Below are 16,585 nucleotides of genomic sequence, written 5' to 3' on the forward strand. Positions count from 1 at the left end.
CCTCCTCAAACCTGATGTCGTTATCGATGAGCAATCGTCTTGGCACAAGCTTCGAGTAGGGACCCGTAGAGACCCCCCCCGAGCCATTCGCCGACAGCCGCATCAGGCTCCACAACGTGATGTTTGCAGGTAAAAAGATCATGGCGCGAGCCATCGGGCAGCACACGGCGTATTGCGCAGACCGCAATCCCGTTGGCCAGAGGAAGACTCCTAACCATCTTCTCGATTGCCTTCGGGTCCTGCTCGTCATCACTGTCCCAGAAGAGCACATAATCGCCAGTCGCCGCATCAAGACCAACATTGCGCGCTGAAGACGCACCCCCGTTCGTCTTGCGCACGAATCTGCGTTTTTTGGGGTCGACCGAACACCACTTAGAACACAACGCTGCCGACCCATCAACGGACCCGTCATCGACGAGCACCCATTCGGTGTTGGAGTACGTCTGCCCCTCAAATGAGCGGAACGACGCGGGAAGCCATTTCTCGGCGTTGTAGACCGGCACAATCAAAGAGACCTTCGGCTGATTCTTCATTTTCCCAGAACCCCCTTTACAGCTTTTTTTATTGCCCTTTTAGCCAGCCATTTCTTAGAAGAAAGCGACACAGACCGACGATGCTCATCCTCCAGCACGCCGATGCCTTCCTCCTTCCAGCGCTCGAGCACAACATCGCGAGACTCCGGCCGCGGAGTGGGGTGCATGAGCTGATCATTCCCGCGCACCGCTTCCTCCAGAGGGCGTTCGGCCCACGAGGTCTCACTCTTTATATAGGGGATGAGTTCTTCAGCCTTCGCCGTGTTAGCAATGACGAGGGAAATTCCGCGGCGAGCATCGAGACCCGAGCTATTAACATCAATCCCCCAAAAGTCGCCGATAGTGAAGTCGCCGGGGCGCTCGCCGCCGGCATAGGGGCACCTGTAGCAGCTCTCGCGATACACATCTCCAGCAAGGAAGCGCTTGTAGTAATACGAGATCTCGGGCGAGAAAGGCACATCCTTTTCAATCCCGGAATGGAGAATAGAGGCACCACCACCACAGCCCCAGCCTTCACGCTTGTCGCGGAAGCGAAGCGAAAGCAGCCGATCGGTAAATTCCTCCCCCATACAGTCAGCGAAGAACGCCTGACTAGGCACCCCGTGGCAAACGATGTCCACGGTGAGCAGGCCATCCCGTGGGCCGCCGAGAAATGCGAGCAGCCCATCTATCTGACAAGGCGTCCCACTGAACAGGACCTCACGCCCTGCGCCGAGATCGCGCCCGACGCTCGCAATCGCGTCGCCCATATCGCTTTGAACGTATTTGGAGCCGCGCATCGCTGAGAGCTCGTCAAGATTCTCTGCTCGCACGCAGCCAACGTGGAGCCCATCATCGAAAGCGTGGCCATACACAACGCCACCGAGATCGAGCATTCTTCGCGCCAAAATCGAAAAGGCTCCACCCGACGATGAGAGCATGAGCTCATCGCCATCGGAATCAATGGCTGCGAGACACCTCGCGCAAGATCGAGAAGCGCTATCTGCCATTTTGCCCTACCTCGACACAAGCCTCGAACGCGCCGTCGAGAAAAGCCCTCGCCTCTTTCACGAACCTCTCCTTGCGCGCCCGCACCGCGCTCCAATCAATCGATGCGTCGGCAATGTCCATGGGGTCGCACCCGTCAGCAACTCGCCTGTCAGCGAGCACGAAATCCCCGAGCACATCTTTGAGGCGTACCGAAAACTTAGGCGGGTCGAATACGACCATGGGACGCTCGAACAGGAGCGAGAAACAAGTGCCATGGAAAGAATCCGTCACCACGTAGGAGGCGTCGCGGAACAACGAGACCCACTCTTCGGGCTTGGGAAGGCAAATGCCTTCCAGTCCCTCGGGTGCGCGTTTCAGGGGGTTGAACGTCACGATGCGGGCGCGCAGCCCCTCGCGCTCGGCAAGCTCCCGGGCAAACGCGCACATGCCAGGATTATCATTGAGCATGTAAACGAGAACGTAGCCGTCCGCTGCAGCGGGAACGCCCGCCGCGAGTTCGAGCCAAAGCTCCGGTCGGCAGAGCAGCACAGGGTCCTTGAGAGCCGTACCGCCAATACCCATTCCTTCCAGAATCGCCACACTCGAGCTCTCGCGTACCGAAATTGCATCGAATTGCGAGAGCAGCGGCTTTGTAAGCGCCATCTCCTCGGCGCTCAGGTCAGGACGCCCGAAGCTCGCCGAGAAGGCAACCTTCTTGTAATTCCCAGGTACATTCTTGAGGAAATAAACGGGGTCGATGCCATAGTTGCACTCGATGTTCCACGTTTGATCGCTGCCCACGCAATACGCGGCGGAGGGGTCGAGCCCTTCGCCGCGAGCAAGGTACGGCGCTGACGAGCACAGCTCAAGTTCGCGCTCGACAAAGGAGCGAAACAGCGTCGATGACTTATGCCTAACCGGCGCATTCGCAACGAGGCGAGCAAGTCTCTCAAGCACGCTTCGATTGGCGTTGTCCATGTACGACTTTATCCAGCCCTTAGTTGTCCAATGCGGCCGGCAATAGTCTATGAAAACGGGGTGGCCGTAGCGCTCGAGGACATCGCGAGTTGCAACCGCCTGCAGCACGGTCCCATAGTTATGCGAGTCGATGATGGTCGACACGTAGATGTCTTGCTTAAGAGCTGAAATCATCAACCTTTGAACTCCTTAACCTTTGTGGCAATTTTTTTGCGGAACACGACGACCGCAACGACGGCGATGCCGAATACGACATATCGAACGATAGGGTGTGGATAGAGAAGCGGCAGAACAAGAGAAATCGCAGTGAAGATAAGGGCGAGCCCCCACACGGCGGCGCCGTTGAGGACAGCGGAGCCAACCTCTGCACGCACGACCTTTTGAGAGAAAATGTAGTGAGCAGCGCCGAGCGCCACATAGCACGCCAAGGTTGTATAGCCCGCAGCACGATAACCAAACAAAGGGATAAACACGGCGTTGAGGGCAACATTAAGCACTGCAGCGAGCACAGAAGCGACGGAGGCGAGGCCAGTCTTCTCGTAATAAAACTCAATGTTTGAACAGTACGAATACATGAACATGAAGAACACGCTCGCGGCGATGACGGGAACAAGCGTCATCGCCTCGCTATACTCCCCAGGAGCCAGGATAGCGACGACTTCCGGGGCCAGGATATCAACAACGAGCACAATCAAAGCCAAACCCCCAAGAACCGTAATGCTCGTTTTGCTGATTCTCCTAAGCTCTTTTGCGGCCAGAGTGCGATAGAGCCATGGAACGACAGTCGAATTCAGGGAATTGGTGAGCAACGTCATGATCATCCCCGCCGAATAGGCGATGCTGTAGATGCCCGCATCGGATGCGGTGCACATGTTCGCAATCATAATGCGGTCGCTGGAGCTTAGCACCACTTGCGAAAGGTAGTGCGGAAGCAAGGGGATGTTAAACAGGAGGGTAAACTTCCAATACTCCCATTTAAACAGGCACTTGCTGCGCTTTAGCATGCATCCGCCAAGAACCATTGCAAAAGCCGCCTCGACAAGTACAAAAGACAGAACTCGAGCGAGAACTTTATCGCTAGCCATCACAACAAATAGGATGCCGAGCGCGGGAACCGCAATAGAAAGAACCAGAGAAGCCGGAACGAGTTTCCGATACTCATAGTCGAACTTCATCCTGGACACCCAAATATCGTAGATGCCCTTAACAATTACCTCGACGAACAACAGGGACGAGAGCATAAGCGGCATACCCGTAATGGCCACGACATTGCCGGACAGAGTATAGCAAAGCGCAATCCAAAGCACGCCAAGAGCAAGAACCAAGCCAACTACAGAAGTCGTATAGCCCTCGCGATCGTCTTTGAAGCGCATCATACCGTTGTTGAAGCCACCATATGTGACACCAAGGGTAGCCACATACATAGCGACCATTTCCCAGCTCTGGTAAACACTCACAGAACCATAGTCCGCAGTGCTCAGCAAGCGAGTAAAGATGGGGACCGTGATGAAAGAAAGTCCACGTTGCAGGAAACTACACAGGGTTATCCAAAGAGTTGCCTTCTTAACCTTGGAAAGCCCGCCGTATCTCTCCTTTGCGCTCTTGGCCAATCTGTTTATCTTTACCGCCACCAAACCACCGCTAACGTCAAATGACAAATCATCCGAGCATACCCTCAAGGTGCTCAATGAAATCCTCATACGATTCGTACTTAGGCTTATGCTGCATAAACCGCTCGTAGCTCATGCCGCGACCCCCGAGCCAGAAGTTCCCACCACCTCGCAAGACGCCGCGGATCCGCGAGTGGAAAACCCGATCGACTTCGCGTCGCTTCGCCTGGAGAACCCCGACATCTACGCCTGGATCTACATCCCCGGCACCGACGTGAACTACCCGGTGGTGCAGCACCCGACCGATGACACGTTCTACCTGAAGCACAACAAGGACGGCGAATGGTCCGAGGAGGGCGCCATCTACACGCAGCTGGCAAACAGGACTGACTTCTCCGACCCCGTCACGGTGATCTACGGGCACAACCTGGTGCAGGGAACCATGTTTACCACGTTGCACCGCTTCGAGAACAAAGACTTCTTCGACTCCCACGAGGACATGTACCTCTACACCGACGGACACATCCTCACCTATCGCATCATCGCCGCATACCAGTACGACAACCGTCACATCCTGAACTCGTTCAACTTCTCCGACCCGACCATCGTCCAGCAGTACTTCGACTCGGTGCTCAGCCCCGACTCGCTCGTCGAGAACGTGCGCGAAGGCACGACCCTCACATCAAGCGATAAAATCGTGCAGCTGAGCACCTGCACCGGCGATTCCAACCACATCGTGAGAAGATACCTCGTGACGGGAGTTCTCGTCAGCGACCAACCGACCTACTAGCGCGAAAGACAAAGCACTTTGGAAGAAAGCGAAACGAAAGACAACGCCCTGGATGAGACGGGCAGCGGCACCACCTCGACCCCCGAGGCACCCGTGACCCCTAAGACTCCCGAGGAGGCCCCGACGCCCGCGAACCCCGAGGCGCCCCAGACGATGGAGGAAGAGGTCCTCATCAGGAAGAAGAAGCGCCACCATTCGCGCCGCAAGAAAATCCTGAAGCGCGTTGCTATCGTCGTGGGGATTCTCGTGGCGATCGCGGTCGTCATCGCTGTCGCCGCCTTCGCCTTCATGAAGTCGGGCGAGAGCGCTGTGAAGCAGGCCAACACCGCCGACGACATCCAGGCGGACGACAGCGCTGTGACTTACGACGAGGGCCGCACCGTCGAGTACAACGGGAAGACGTACACGCTGAACGAGAACATGGTTTCCGTCGCCATCATAGGCTACGACCGCCAGACCGAGGAGGTCGTGCCGGGCAAGAGCGTCGGGCAGGCGGACGCCGTCATGGTGCTCGCCGTGAACCTCGACACCGGCGAGACGACGGGAATCGGCATCCCACGCGACTCGATGGTCGAGGTGGGCGAGTTCATGGGAGACACCTTCACCGGCATGTCGACCATGCAGCTGTGCCTGGCCTACGCGTACGGCGACGGCGGTGAGCTGAGCAGCCAATACACCGCCTCCGCGGTTTCGCGCGTGCTGTACAACATGCCCGTGAACTACTACTTCTCGCTCGATATGGACGGCGTCGGCGCGCTCGCGGATGCCATCGGGGGCGTGTCGCTGACCCCGACGCAGTCGGTTCCCAACACCAACATCGTCGAGGGCGAACCAACCGTTTTGTTCGGGAGCAACGCGCTCAAGTACGTGCAGTGGCGCGACACGTCAGTGCTGACGTCGTCGCTTGACCGCCAAGCGCGCCAGTCGCAGTTCGTCGAGACGTTCTGCAAGCAGGCGCTCTCGAGTGCCCAGGGCAACGTCGGGACGCTGGTTAACCTGTACACGACGGCTTCAAACTATGCCGTGACGAACTTGGGGCTCAACGAGTTCAGCTACCTGGCAAGCTCCGTCCTGGCAACGGGGATCACGTCGGTCGACATGACCACCCTTCAGGGCACCATGCAGCAGGGGGACAAGTTCGCGGAGTTCTACCTGGACAAGACAAACGTGTACGAAACGGTTCTCAACGTGTACTACCACGAGGTGGGAAGCGAGGAATAGGGCGCCGTGTTCGACATCCATTGCCATATCCTAAACGGGGTCGACGACGGCTCGCGCACACCGGCGGAGTCCCACCAAATGCTGCTTGCCGCGCGGGATGCCGGCATCGACCACATCGTATGCACCCCGCATTGCAAGCACTCCGACTTCGATGCGGAGCTCATCGAGAAGCGCTATCGGGCCTTCAAGGCGCATGCGGAGAAGAACGGCGTACGTCTGAGCTTGGGATATGAGGTTCACTGGAAGAAGCTCGCCGACATGGGGCTCGATGCGGCGCCGAGCCTTTGCATCGAGGACACCAACTTGCTTTTGCTCGAGTTCTCAAGCAGCCATCTGCCGGCGAACTGGCAGCGCGCAATCTACACCATCCAGGGCAAGGGCGTCGACATCGTGATCGCCCACCCCGAACGCTACAAGCCCGTGCAGGAGAATCTCGACGTCGCGCGCGAGATGAGGGAAATGGGCTGCCGGCTTCAGCTTTCCGCGAACTTCGTGGAGGGGAGCATCTTCAACCCGCGTCGGCGCACTGCAACGGCCCTGCTCAAGAACGGGCTGGTCGACTACCTCGCAAGCGACGCCCACCGGGTAGAGCACTACGCCACCTACATGAGAGCGCTCAAGGAAGCCCAGAAATACTAGGGGTTATCTTCTGCCTAATCTTGATTGTCCCGGCAGGCACAGGCGGGTCGGCGCTTGCCATTGGTTAGAACGGGTTAGTTTCGGACTTGCTCTTTCCCTCCATAGTTCCACCTGGCCTTTCGCGATTATCGCCATTATCGCTTTTATCGTCAGAGTATCGAGAATCGTTTAATCGCCTATCGCGCCTGCCCGCGAAAAGATAGAGCTCCAAAGGCCGCCACAGCGCACACGTCGTTGTGGCGATGACGAACATTCAGAAAGGCTGGACTCGAATCAGCTTTCGCTCCAACAGCTAACGCTTTTCCGACAGCCACCTTCAGCGCAAAGACCTGAAGCGACTTTCATGCCTGACGGATGGGAACGACCGTTGCGCCGCGAACGTTCCTGATTCTCAAACACTCCATGACCGAATTGCATCGCACTATGGGTTCACATTGAGCGAAAATGCAACATGTGACATAATCACTAAATGAAAATTTGAGGGAGGCAGACATGGAAGTGCGCAGGGATAGATACCTAAACAATCTGATCGACAGAATGCACAACGGGATGATCAAGGTAATCACGGGCGTCAGACGGTGCGGCAAAACATATCTGCTGTTCGAACTCTTCGGCAACTACCTCAGAGACGAGCTAGGGGTCGGCGACGATCGTATCGTAGAGGTTGCATTGGACGAGGAGGCGAACAGGGGCCTGCGCGACCCGGGTGTGCTTGACAGCTATTTGAAGTCCAAGATAGCGAATAAGACGTCGCGATACTACGTCATGCTCGACGAGGTGCAATACGCGATCTCCGACGAGGAGCTGCGCGGGCACGAGCCTCCTCGCCTCTATGGTGTGCTCAACGGCCTGCTGCGCATGCGAAATGTCGACGTCTATGTGACAGGCAGCAACTCCAAACTGCTGTCCTCTGACGTCATGACGCAGTTTCGCGGACGAGGAGACGAGGTCCGAGTGCGACCACTGTCCTTCTCCGAATTCATGCAAGGCTTTGAGGGAGACAAATACCAGGGTTGGGCCGAGTATGTCGTCTTCGGAGGCATGCCCCTTCTTCTTGGCATGCGCACGGACGAGCAAAAGTCACGCTACCTAGAGCGCCTGTTCTCCGAGACATACTTGAAGGATGTGGTGGCCAGGAACAAGGTGGCAAAGACCCAAGAGTTCGAAGACCTCGTGGACGTGCTGGCATCCTCCATCGGTTCGCTCACCAACCCACCCAAAATCGAGGCGACCTTCAAAAGCGTTCTGAACTCGAAGATCACCGCGAACACCATCTCCACTTACATCAGCTACCTTGAGGAGTCCTTCCTCATCGAAGAGGCCCGCCGGTACGACGTCAAGGGACGCAAGTACATCGGGAGTCCTAAGAAATACTACTTCGAGGACATCGGCCTGCGCAACGCGAGACTAGGCTTCAGGCAGGTCGAGGAGACCCACATCATGGAGAACATCGTGTACAACGAGCTGCGCGCGAGGGGCTTTTCCGTCGACGTCGGCTCCGTCGCGAAGGCTAGGCGCGTCGACGGCAAGGTAGTGCGCAAGCAGCTCGAGGTGGATTTCGTCGCGAATCTAGGTTCCCGGCGCTATTACATACAGTCGGCGCTTCACTTGCCGGATGAGGAGAAAACACGCCAGGAAAAGGCCCCACTTCGCGAAGTACCCGACAGTTTCAGCAAGATCGTGCTCGTGCGCGATGTGGTGAAGCCGACTTACGACAACGAGGGGATTCTGACTATGTCCGTGTTCGATTATCTGCTCGACGAGGAAAGCCTGCCAAAATAGCTTCTTGGACGCACTTTGAACGCTCTCCAAGAGTCCGGGAACGGCGTTGGGAATGCGAGCCTCCAACAATCGGACGAACCCCCGATATAGCGGGGACAGCATTCAACGCTCTTGGACAAGCCTGCTTGCTGAGCGAATGCAGTGGACAGCGGCCCGAAAAAGTACAGCCCTCAAGACAGATCTTGGCACGAAAGCCGAGGTATCCCACGCGGAAGGCGCGGTCGTGGGTCGCTCTCGAATTGAGCGAGGCCTTGACCTGGGGATTCTTCTTACGACCGAAAAGCAACCCGCGATGGAGTACAGAAATGAAGCCCCCGTCGTGGGATACCTCGGTTTTCGTGCCAGAATCTTCCTGAATTGCTGCACCAATTGCGCCCAGATGGGTCGCGGCGTCGAGCCCCTCCCCTTCCCCCGCCGCCACACTTCGCCACATTCCCTTTAGGGCTCTCATGCGAGGGGATGGGAGAACGTGATGCAAACGCGCTCGGCGGGCTCGACAATCTGTTTGGAAGTGAGCGTCCAGCCGGACGAGCTGAGCGCCGGCCTCGTCAAACGAAGAAACATCTGTAATCGCAAGAGGCACACGAATGATGACATCTATTGCTAGTTTTACGGAAGTGTACTATGATTCACTTCCGTAAAACTAGCAGAATCGACATTGAATTCGCAAGGAGTAAGTCATGTGGCCGAGTGTAGCCTATGAGACATGCGCATGGGAAAGGGATTACGACGAGCTCGCGTTCATACCCAAGAGTCGCAGACGCAAGATTTTGCCGACATATGAGGCTGCGCTCCCAGCAAAGATTGCCCAACTGACGGTCAACCTGTCTCCTGAGATTCAGCGGCGGATTGCAGATGTCGAAGTTGCCGTAACGCGCTTCGACGAAGCCCAGAATGCGCGCGATTGGAACCTTCCAGCCCTCCTTTTAAGAAGCGAGTCTTCATCGAGCTCCCAGATTGAGAGGCTCACATCGAGCGTGCGCAATGTGGCACTCGCAGAACTTTCCGACAAGGCACCTACGAATGCGCTCCTCATCGCGGGCAACGTCGCCGCCATGCGCGAGGCTCTGCGGCAAAGTGGACCCGTGAGCATCGATTCTATCTGCAGCATCCATGACGTGCTCATGGCAGAAACCTCCGAGTGGGAGGGACTGCGAGACGAGCAGGTATGGATCGGTGGCACGCCCTACAGCCCGCATGGAGCGTCGTTCGTGCCCCCTCACGCAAGTCGCGTTCCAGACTACATCAACGACCTAATTGAGTTCGGGGTGCGGGAGGACGTTCCTCCCGTGGCCAAAGAAGCGATTTTCCACGCTCAGTTCGAGACAATCCACCCCTTTACGGACGGCAACGGCCGCACTGGCAGAGCGCTCGTGCATCGCATGCTTGCAAACGACGAAGTCCTGATGCATTCAACCCTGCCCGTCTCAGCGGGCCTGCTGCATGACGTTGAACGGTACATGAAAGCGCTCGACGCCTACCACGTCGGAAAGATTGAGCCAATTATCGCCTGCTTTGCCGATGCTCTGGAGCTTGCCGTCGTCATCGGTTTGCGCATCGCCGACGACGTGGACGATGTGTTGAGCGCATGGCGTGCCTCGAACACCGACCGCGCAGGATCGGCGTCCCACGGTTTACCCGAGCTTCTCGTCGAACAGCCTGTCGTGAACGCCGCATATGTCGCCAACCGTCTCGCCATCACCGACCGAGCGGCACGCACTCTTATAGAGACCGCTTGCGAGAGAGGCATCCTTTCGAAGATGGGCAATGCGAAACGAGGAGCGTACTACCAGGCTGATGAGCTTATCGGGATACTCGAGGAAGCATCGAGATTGCAAGGCATACGAAGAATTGCAGCACGATAGCCATAAGGGGTCGCTTCCGGTAATAAACAGAAAAAGCGAACGCTCGGAAGGGCAAGTTGCTCTTCCGAATCGGAATGGCGCGCGAGTCTGAAATAGTACAGCCCCCAAGGCAAATCTTGGCACGAAAACCGAGGTATCCCACGGGGAAGCCACGAGTCGTGGGTCGCCCTCGAATTGGGCGATGCGCTGACCTGGGAATTCCTCCCGCGACTGAAAAGCAACCCGCGATGGAGCGCAGAAATGAAGCCCCCGTCGTGGGATACCTCGGTTTTCGTGCCGAATTCTTCCCGAATCGCTGCGCTAATTGCGCCCGGAAGGGTCGCGCCGCCGAGCCCCTTCCCTTCCCCACCACCACAAAGCTCACGAAGCCGATGGCTTGACGAACAAGACCCCTCTTCCAAAGAAGCACCTCCTGAAAGTGTTCGGGGGAAGGCCTAGCGCCAAGAATGCGATTCGCGCTAGGACAACCTGACCGTATTGCGAAATAGCGTGTACGAAAGAAGGGACAACCGATTCCTAAGAGAGCGCCTATGATGCATCACGTCAAACTCCTAGGAGCCGCCAAGGAGCAGGAAGGATTGTCATGTTCACGATTGAGGGAACGCACGGTACGGCAGCGTGCTACGCGACGAACATAGAGGACGCGTGCGTCGAGCAGATTCGCACGATGCTCGGCATGCCGTTTGCGGAGGGCGCAAACACCGCCATCATGCCCGACGCGCATTTCGGGATAGGCTGCACCATCGGAACCACGATGAGGGTCACGGACGCTGTGGTACCCAACCTCGTGGGCGTCGACATCGGATGCGGCATGCTCACGGCTGACCTGGGCCACAAGCCCATTGACCTGCCCACCTTCGACGAGGCGTGCCACGAGATCCCCTCGGGTGCTCGCGTTTGGGATGGGCGCAAGGAGCAATTCGACTTCGAGGAGCTGCGCTGCTACCGCGAGCTCAGGGACGTCAAGCGCCTCAAGCGCTCGCTGGGCACCCTCGGCGGCGGCAACCACTTCATCGAGATCGACGTCGCTTCCGACGGCATGCAGCGCCTGGTCATCCACTCAGGCTCGCGCAACCTGGGGCTGCAGGTGGCGAACTACTACCAAGGCCTCGCCGTCGATTTGCACAGCGGCAAGGAGGGCTTCTTCGAGCGCAAGCGGGAGCTCATCGACGCGTACAAGTCGGCCGGGCGCCGCGACGAGATCCAGGTGGCGCTCAAGAAGCTCGCAGCGCAATACAAGGATGCCGGACCCGACGCGCCCGCCGACCTGTGCTGGCTCTACGGCAGCTACATGGACGACTACCTGCACGATGTTGACGTCTGCCAGCGCTTCGCCGCCCGCAACCGCGTGCGCATGCTGGTGGAGATTCTGGCGAAAACGGGGCTTGACGCCTCGTCGGAGTTCCATACCGTCCACAACTACATCGACGTGGATGAGATGGTTCTTCGCAAGGGCGCCATCGCCGCGCACGCGGGAGAGACCGTGCTCATTCCGCTTAACATGCGCGACGGCTCCATCATCGCGAAAGGGCGCGGCAACGAGGCGTGGAACAACTCGGCGCCCCACGGCGCGGGCCGCGTCATGTCGCGTCGCGAGGCAAGGGAAACGCTCAACCTGCGCGAATACCGGACCGCCATGGAGGGCATCTATTCGACCTCGGTGAACGAGCGCACCATCGACGAGGCGCCGAGCGCCTACAAGCCCATCGAGGACATCATCGGCCCCATCGCCGAGTCGGTGGATATCATTGACGTCATGAGGCCTATTTACAACTTCAAAGCGTCGTAAGGGAAGGCGACGGGGGCTGCTTTCCGCCCGCCGTAACCGACGCAAAATCGACGAAAAATTTTGCGTCGGTTTTGCATCTTCCATGTCGACCGAGGGAACCACCACCGGTTCCTATAGGCTGCTTAGACTCAGCTGAAATCCATTAAGCCCCAAAGTTCCCCATAGAAAACCGCAAATGAGGAGTGCCGCGAAAGCATCTACGCTCTGGCATAGCGAGTCCCACGACCAGCGCCCTGAACCACAACGAGGTTCTTCTTTTCGAGCTGCTTGAGCACCCTTAAAGTCTTGTCCCTTCCGAAACCGCACGCGTCTGTGATTTGGCTTCTCGAGAGAAGACGACCTGGCAAAAGCAGGGACATAATCGCCTTTTCATCGGCATCAAGCAGTGGCTCTGCATCCGTGACGGGAAGAATCACAGTTATTGAGCCCCCTGCAATCTCGAACCGCGGTCTTGTCCCCGTTCTAGCGTAGCTTTCCCTGATGCGCCGAATTCCTGTGCCGAACTGCTCGATAATGCCAAGACGAAAGAAAACACTGGCCAGAACGGGATTGCGGAGGATGGATAGATTTCCCGAGAGGTAGTCCTCGGTTGTCACCCCTCGAGGGAGCCCGCCTGGGGAGACTATTTCCACACGATTATCGAACATGGAAATGCGGATGTGCGCAGAGACATCCCACATCCTGTGCACGAGCGCGTTTGCAACAGCCTCTCGGAAAGCCTCACTGGGGATTCGCTCATGATTCTCGCGCTTGAAGCCTTCGATGCGCTCGTAGGAGTAATATCGGTCGAACATCTCAAGGGCGCTGGCAAGTTGAACCAGCACAGAAAGGCCCGCACAGGTACTTCGATCGAGGATATTGTTGACATCCTGGCCGAAGCGCGCCATATCGATGCCGGGAAAATCGTTTTTATCCGCAAGCAGGGCTGCAGCGTTATCGAAATCGCCCTTTGCGGAAAGAAGACCAAGCGTCTTTAGCGTGTCTTCATTGAACACACCGATTCCCACTTTTTCTTCCAGCGCATTTGCGAGCGAACTAAAAGAAAAGGTCTGATGAGGAGATTTCGCCTCATCGAAGGTCAGATTGGAGCCTTCGAGCACAAGGCGTTTTAGCTCGAACGAATCAACCTCTACCGTCGACGTGTCCGATCGGCGATACGCTTTCGAGCGGTAAAGATAGGGCTTTTCCGGCCCCTCGAACACGCGCAATGTCACCACGCTAGTACGCGAGTCGACTTTAATTTCGAAATCGGGACGGGGGGATATACCGTCATTGATTGCGTTCTCGATCCTCAAGCAATCTCCCGTTGGGTCCTCAAGCCCGACCGCTTCGCCGTCATCGGAAACCCCAAACAAGATTTCGCCATCTCCATAGTTGGCAAAGGCGCTCACCGTCTTAAGATAAGTGCCGGAAACCATTTCTTTGAATTCGAGGTTCTTGCTCTCTCGCACAGTGCCCACTTCCCCTCATGCGTTCTTTTGCCTTTTATCATAGAACAAAACCGACGCAAAGCCGACGAAAAATTTTGCGTCGGTTTTACGTCAGGTAGAAACGGCGAGGAACCCAGTGCGAGACGGGATGAGACAGGAGTCGGATGATTTGTCTCACGTCGGGCGTGAGCGGCAAGACTTTTGGGTGCAAACCCGACACTGAGCTCTTTTCCGTCGCATGGCCCGACAGCGACTCTTCGCGGGTCCTAAAAGCAGAGACCAAGCGGAACATCTTTGCGATCTCATAGCCCGCTCCTCTTTCGATCTGGGGAGATGAAAACGAATGGGCTCGATGTTTGAGTTTCGAGGATGCTACATTGCTGGGATTTCTATAGAGATGAAGAGCCAGGCAATGGAACCACCTCAGAGCCGCTATCCTTCATCTTCGTCGCTGCCCCAAACACAGAAGTCGAATTCAAGTCGGGAAACAGGTCTTTGCGCGCCTAACACTTCGAGAACAGATTCATCTCCTCTAAGTGAATCCACGATGAGTTGAAATCTGTCGTAGCCTTCTTCGGCTTTCTCGATCTTGCTCCATGCCGTATCTCGAAGCACGCCTTTCCAACCGCGTTTCTCAAGCCCGAAAGTCTCACGTATGTCTTCACGGCCTTCAAGCAACGTGATTACCTTTTCAACCATTATGCCGTCCATGGGACAATGACAATATTGGAACTTTTCCCTGCAATCATCCATGTAAAAACCTAGGGCGATATATTTCGCGGTCATGTTGATGAGTTTTTGCGCGTTACCAAAGGTGAAAGAGGAGCCCCCATCCCTATACTCTTTGAACGCATCGATTACCTTTTTGGCAGTTCTAAGGAAGATAGCATCGTGCTCATCCTTATCCTTGTACCCCTTATTAGTGCGGATTCCCTCGATATAGCGCCAAACAGCATTCTTAGCGCGCGAGGCGTTTTCTTTCTGCTCGAAAGTTGCATCACATTTTGTGCTGGGGTTCCTCTTGCCCAGCAGAGCATAAATCGTTGTTCCCGTGAATGCCGTCCGCATCGTTGCATCACGCATAGCCAGCTCGTATGCGAAGTCGAAAATCTTGCCGTCGATTGTGTTTTTATCACTCATTGCAAAATCCCTCCGCTATCCTTCCAATTCCCTATACGCTTCGATTGTGCGCTCGGCTTCGGCGCGTACCTGGTCGGCCAGGCACTTCGGCTCAAATATTAGCACGTCAGGGGCAAAATTCTTCGCAAATTGCCACATGGCGCGCTCGTTCACGTGGGCGCTCACGGTAACGTGCTCGTCGGTCTCGTCGCTAAAGACGACGTTCGAGCCGAACATATCAATAACGTCGCTTATCATCGCCCGCGTAACGCGAAACCTGCAGCGCGCGTTGGCCGAAGAATACATATAGACGTGCTCCGCCATGTACTTCGCCAAATCGAGGCCCGCCTTCCCGGCACCCTCAAGCGATTCGAACGGCTTTACCGGCTCATCATCGAGCACGCGAACGTCCGCCATGCGGTCAATGCGGTAGTTCGAAACGTCATCGTACTTGTCGTAGTTGCAGATAAGGTAGTACTTCCCTTCCTTGGCGGCCATCTGGTAGGGGCTCGCGATATATTCGCGCACCGTTCCATCCTCGCGGCGCTTGGGGCGCTGCTTGCCGTCGGTCCCGTACTCAAGGTAGCGGAATGCAACCTTGCGCTTGGCATCGATCGCTTCGTCAAGCGTCTCAATGGTCAAGAACAGCTCGGGGTTCTGGGGAAGCGTAGCGGGCATCGTGTAAACATGGCGGACATGCGGCTTGAAGTAGCGACTCGACTGCCCCACCAGCTTGTCAACGAGCTCCCGGCACTGGTTGTAGGGAAGATGCTTCGAGAACAAAAGACCGTCGATAAGCAGCCTGAGCTCAGACTCGGTGAAATCGTGCACGTACCAGTAATCGGACGTCGTTGTGTTTTCCTCCAGCTTGCCCGTATTCTGGTTCGGCATCATGCGCGTTGACTTCGAGTACTCGATGGGAAACCCCATGTCGATGAGGTTGTCGATGTTGCGCTTGACCGCTTTGCGGTCCACCGACAGCTCGTAGCGCTTGAGAATCTTCTCGCCGATTTCTTTTTGCGTCAGGTGATGCTCGCCATCCGTCTCCTCGCGCAGAATCTCAAGGATCATCAGGGGCACCATCTTCTTGGGAAGCCCCGGCATGCCCTGGCTCACCCTAAGCTCCTTCCTTCGTTTGATGATTGAAGGATGCCCTCCCTGATGGGTTAGTTTTAGACCATCATCCGCGCGATCACGCGATTGCGAGAACTACACCGTTATCCTTGCCATGTCGCGGAATCGAGAGCTTTAACCCACCTGGTGCTGATGAGGGCGTCTCGCGAAAACGCCCGCACGCCTTCGTGCGCAATTCTCCCGCTGGCGCGCCCATCTTCGCGATTGGCGATATACTGGAACCCTACGCAACCATTAAGCCCGCCAGGCTGCAAAGGAGTCATCTCATGAACGATTTCGGATCCATCCGCGACGCCGTTTCCCGCGTCGCGCCACGCTATGCCATCGCGAAGGTCGCGGTATTCTCGCTTTACGCCTCCGACCAGGCACGCACGGGCGGGGACGCCTGCCTTCTGCTCGATGTCGGGTGCACGTTCTCACGCGCCGACGCCGCGCAGTTCCGCCGCTTCATCGCCGAGGACCTCGGCTGCACGGTCGACGTGATCTTCCGCTCGGCCCTCACCGCCGAAGACTTCGCCCGTGCGGAAACCGAAGCCCGTGTGGTGTACGAGAACCCCGACGTGACGATTGCCTCCACGCCCGACGCCCGCGCTCAAGCCGCTCCCCCGGCCGAGCCCAAGCCGCCCGTCCGCTAGCGCCCATTTGCGCGGCGTTTCCGCAGTTTTCGCAGAAGAAGGCTGCACGTCATGCGCTTTCGCTATCATGGAAACCTACCCACACGAGAAT

The 16,585-nt window shown here is 56.9% G+C and carries 14 protein-coding genes; 7 read left to right on the top strand and 7 right to left on the bottom strand.

The features are described from left to right. Positions 1 to 20: 20 nt before the first annotated feature. Genes ACMRQN_RS02665 through ACMRQN_RS02680 form a run of 4 tightly spaced genes read right to left on the bottom strand, consistent with a single transcriptional unit; the run spans position 21 to position 4,090 of the window. Positions 21 to 533, bottom strand: a complete 513-nt coding sequence (locus tag ACMRQN_RS02665) for a glycosyltransferase family 2 protein (protein ID WP_418733702.1) — start codon at positions 531 to 533, stop codon at positions 21 to 23. Beyond that, a complete protein-coding gene (locus ACMRQN_RS02670; protein ID WP_418733703.1) occupies positions 530 to 1,522 on the bottom strand; it encodes a Coenzyme F420 hydrogenase/dehydrogenase, beta subunit C-terminal domain in 993 nt (330 codons plus the stop codon). The genes ACMRQN_RS02665 and ACMRQN_RS02670 overlap by 4 nt, the downstream gene beginning before the upstream one ends. After that, entirely contained in the window at positions 1,512 to 2,654 is a 1,143-nt protein-coding gene (locus ACMRQN_RS02675; RefSeq protein WP_418733704.1) for a polysaccharide pyruvyl transferase family protein, read from the bottom strand. The genes ACMRQN_RS02670 and ACMRQN_RS02675 overlap by 11 nt, the downstream gene beginning before the upstream one ends. Next, the gene (locus ACMRQN_RS02680) at positions 2,654 to 4,090 is read right to left on the bottom strand and encodes a lipopolysaccharide biosynthesis protein (protein ID WP_418733705.1); all 1,437 of its coding nucleotides are present in this window, start codon (positions 4,088 to 4,090) and stop codon (positions 2,654 to 2,656) included. Before ACMRQN_RS02680 ends, ACMRQN_RS02675 begins: the two co-directional genes overlap by 1 nt. A 193-nt stretch (positions 4,091 to 4,283) precedes the next feature. Here ACMRQN_RS02680 and ACMRQN_RS02685 point away from each other — a divergent pair, with 193 nt between their 5' ends. The 6 genes from ACMRQN_RS02685 to ACMRQN_RS02710 all read left to right on the top strand — a co-directional run bounded on the left by ACMRQN_RS02685 (position 4,284) and on the right by ACMRQN_RS02710 (position 12,176). Next, positions 4,284 to 4,880: a class B sortase gene (locus ACMRQN_RS02685; protein ID WP_418733706.1), complete on the top strand. Its 597-nt coding sequence runs from the start codon at positions 4,284 to 4,286 to the stop codon at positions 4,878 to 4,880. Positions 4,881 to 4,898: 18 nt separating this feature from the next. Continuing rightward, complete coding sequence (locus ACMRQN_RS02690; RefSeq protein ID WP_418733707.1) at positions 4,899 to 6,101, top strand: LCP family protein; 1,203 nt, start codon at positions 4,899 to 4,901, stop codon at positions 6,099 to 6,101. Positions 6,102 to 6,107: 6 nt separating this feature from the next. Then, positions 6,108 to 6,740, top strand: a complete 633-nt coding sequence (locus ACMRQN_RS02695; RefSeq protein ID WP_418733708.1) for a tyrosine-protein phosphatase — start codon at positions 6,108 to 6,110, stop codon at positions 6,738 to 6,740. Positions 6,741 to 7,289: 549 nt separating this feature from the next. Then, positions 7,290 to 8,522 (top strand): ATP-binding protein, encoded by a 1,233-nt coding sequence (locus tag ACMRQN_RS02700; protein WP_418733709.1) that lies wholly within the window; start codon positions 7,290 to 7,292, stop codon positions 8,520 to 8,522. Between the two features lie 680 nt (positions 8,523 to 9,202). Beyond that, positions 9,203 to 10,387, top strand: a complete 1,185-nt coding sequence (locus ACMRQN_RS02705) for a Fic family protein (RefSeq protein WP_418239720.1) — start codon at positions 9,203 to 9,205, stop codon at positions 10,385 to 10,387. Positions 10,388 to 10,970: 583 nt separating this feature from the next. Then, positions 10,971 to 12,176, top strand: a complete 1,206-nt coding sequence (locus ACMRQN_RS02710; protein WP_418733710.1) for an RtcB family protein — start codon at positions 10,971 to 10,973, stop codon at positions 12,174 to 12,176. 197 nt (positions 12,177 to 12,373) lie between these two features. Here the strand turns inward: ACMRQN_RS02710 and ACMRQN_RS02715 are convergent, their stop codons facing one another. The 3 genes from ACMRQN_RS02715 to ACMRQN_RS02725 all read right to left on the bottom strand — a co-directional run bounded on the left by ACMRQN_RS02715 (position 12,374) and on the right by ACMRQN_RS02725 (position 15,841). Further along, entirely contained in the window at positions 12,374 to 13,627 is a 1,254-nt protein-coding gene (locus tag ACMRQN_RS02715; protein ID WP_418733711.1) for an ATP-binding protein, read from the bottom strand. Positions 13,628 to 14,038: 411 nt separating this feature from the next. Further along, positions 14,039 to 14,746, bottom strand: coding sequence for a hypothetical protein (locus ACMRQN_RS02720; protein ID WP_418733712.1), 708 nt, complete (start codon positions 14,744 to 14,746; stop codon positions 14,039 to 14,041). A gap of 15 nt (positions 14,747 to 14,761) precedes the next feature. Next, positions 14,762 to 15,841 carry a helix-turn-helix transcriptional regulator gene (locus ACMRQN_RS02725; protein ID WP_418733713.1) on the bottom strand — a complete coding sequence of 360 codons (1,080 nt, stop codon included), beginning with the start codon at positions 15,839 to 15,841 and terminating at the stop codon, positions 14,762 to 14,764. A gap of 284 nt (positions 15,842 to 16,125) precedes the next feature. Between ACMRQN_RS02725 and ACMRQN_RS02730 the strand changes: the two genes are divergently transcribed. Continuing rightward, on the top strand, positions 16,126 to 16,494 hold the full coding sequence (locus tag ACMRQN_RS02730; protein ID WP_418733714.1) for a hypothetical protein: 369 nt from the start codon (positions 16,126 to 16,128) through the stop codon (positions 16,492 to 16,494). The last annotated feature ends 91 nt before the right edge of the window (positions 16,495 to 16,585 follow it).

The organism is Ellagibacter sp., assembly GCF_048412355.1.
Lineage (GTDB): Bacteria > Actinomycetota > Coriobacteriia > Coriobacteriales > Eggerthellaceae > Ellagibacter.

Excerpts from the sequence above, each read along its gene's own strand:
- ACMRQN_RS02705 (WP_418239720.1), top strand. The coding sequence starts at position 9,203 with ATGTGGCCGAGTGTAGCCTATGAGACATGCGCATGGGAAAGGGATTAC.
- ACMRQN_RS02665 (WP_418733702.1), bottom strand. The coding sequence starts at position 533 with ATGAAGAATCAGCCGAAGGTCTCTTTGATTGTGCCGGTCTACAACGCC.
- ACMRQN_RS02720 (WP_418733712.1), bottom strand. The coding sequence starts at position 14,746 with ATGAGTGATAAAAACACAATCGACGGCAAGATTTTCGACTTCGCATAC.
- ACMRQN_RS02710 (WP_418733710.1), top strand. The coding sequence starts at position 10,971 with ATGTTCACGATTGAGGGAACGCACGGTACGGCAGCGTGCTACGCGACG.
- ACMRQN_RS02670 (WP_418733703.1), bottom strand. The coding sequence starts at position 1,522 with ATGGCAGATAGCGCTTCTCGATCTTGCGCGAGGTGTCTCGCAGCCATT.
- ACMRQN_RS02700 (WP_418733709.1), top strand. The coding sequence starts at position 7,290 with ATGATCAAGGTAATCACGGGCGTCAGACGGTGCGGCAAAACATATCTG.
- ACMRQN_RS02675 (WP_418733704.1), bottom strand. The coding sequence starts at position 2,654 with ATGATTTCAGCTCTTAAGCAAGACATCTACGTGTCGACCATCATCGAC.
- ACMRQN_RS02730 (WP_418733714.1), top strand. The coding sequence starts at position 16,126 with ATGAACGATTTCGGATCCATCCGCGACGCCGTTTCCCGCGTCGCGCCA.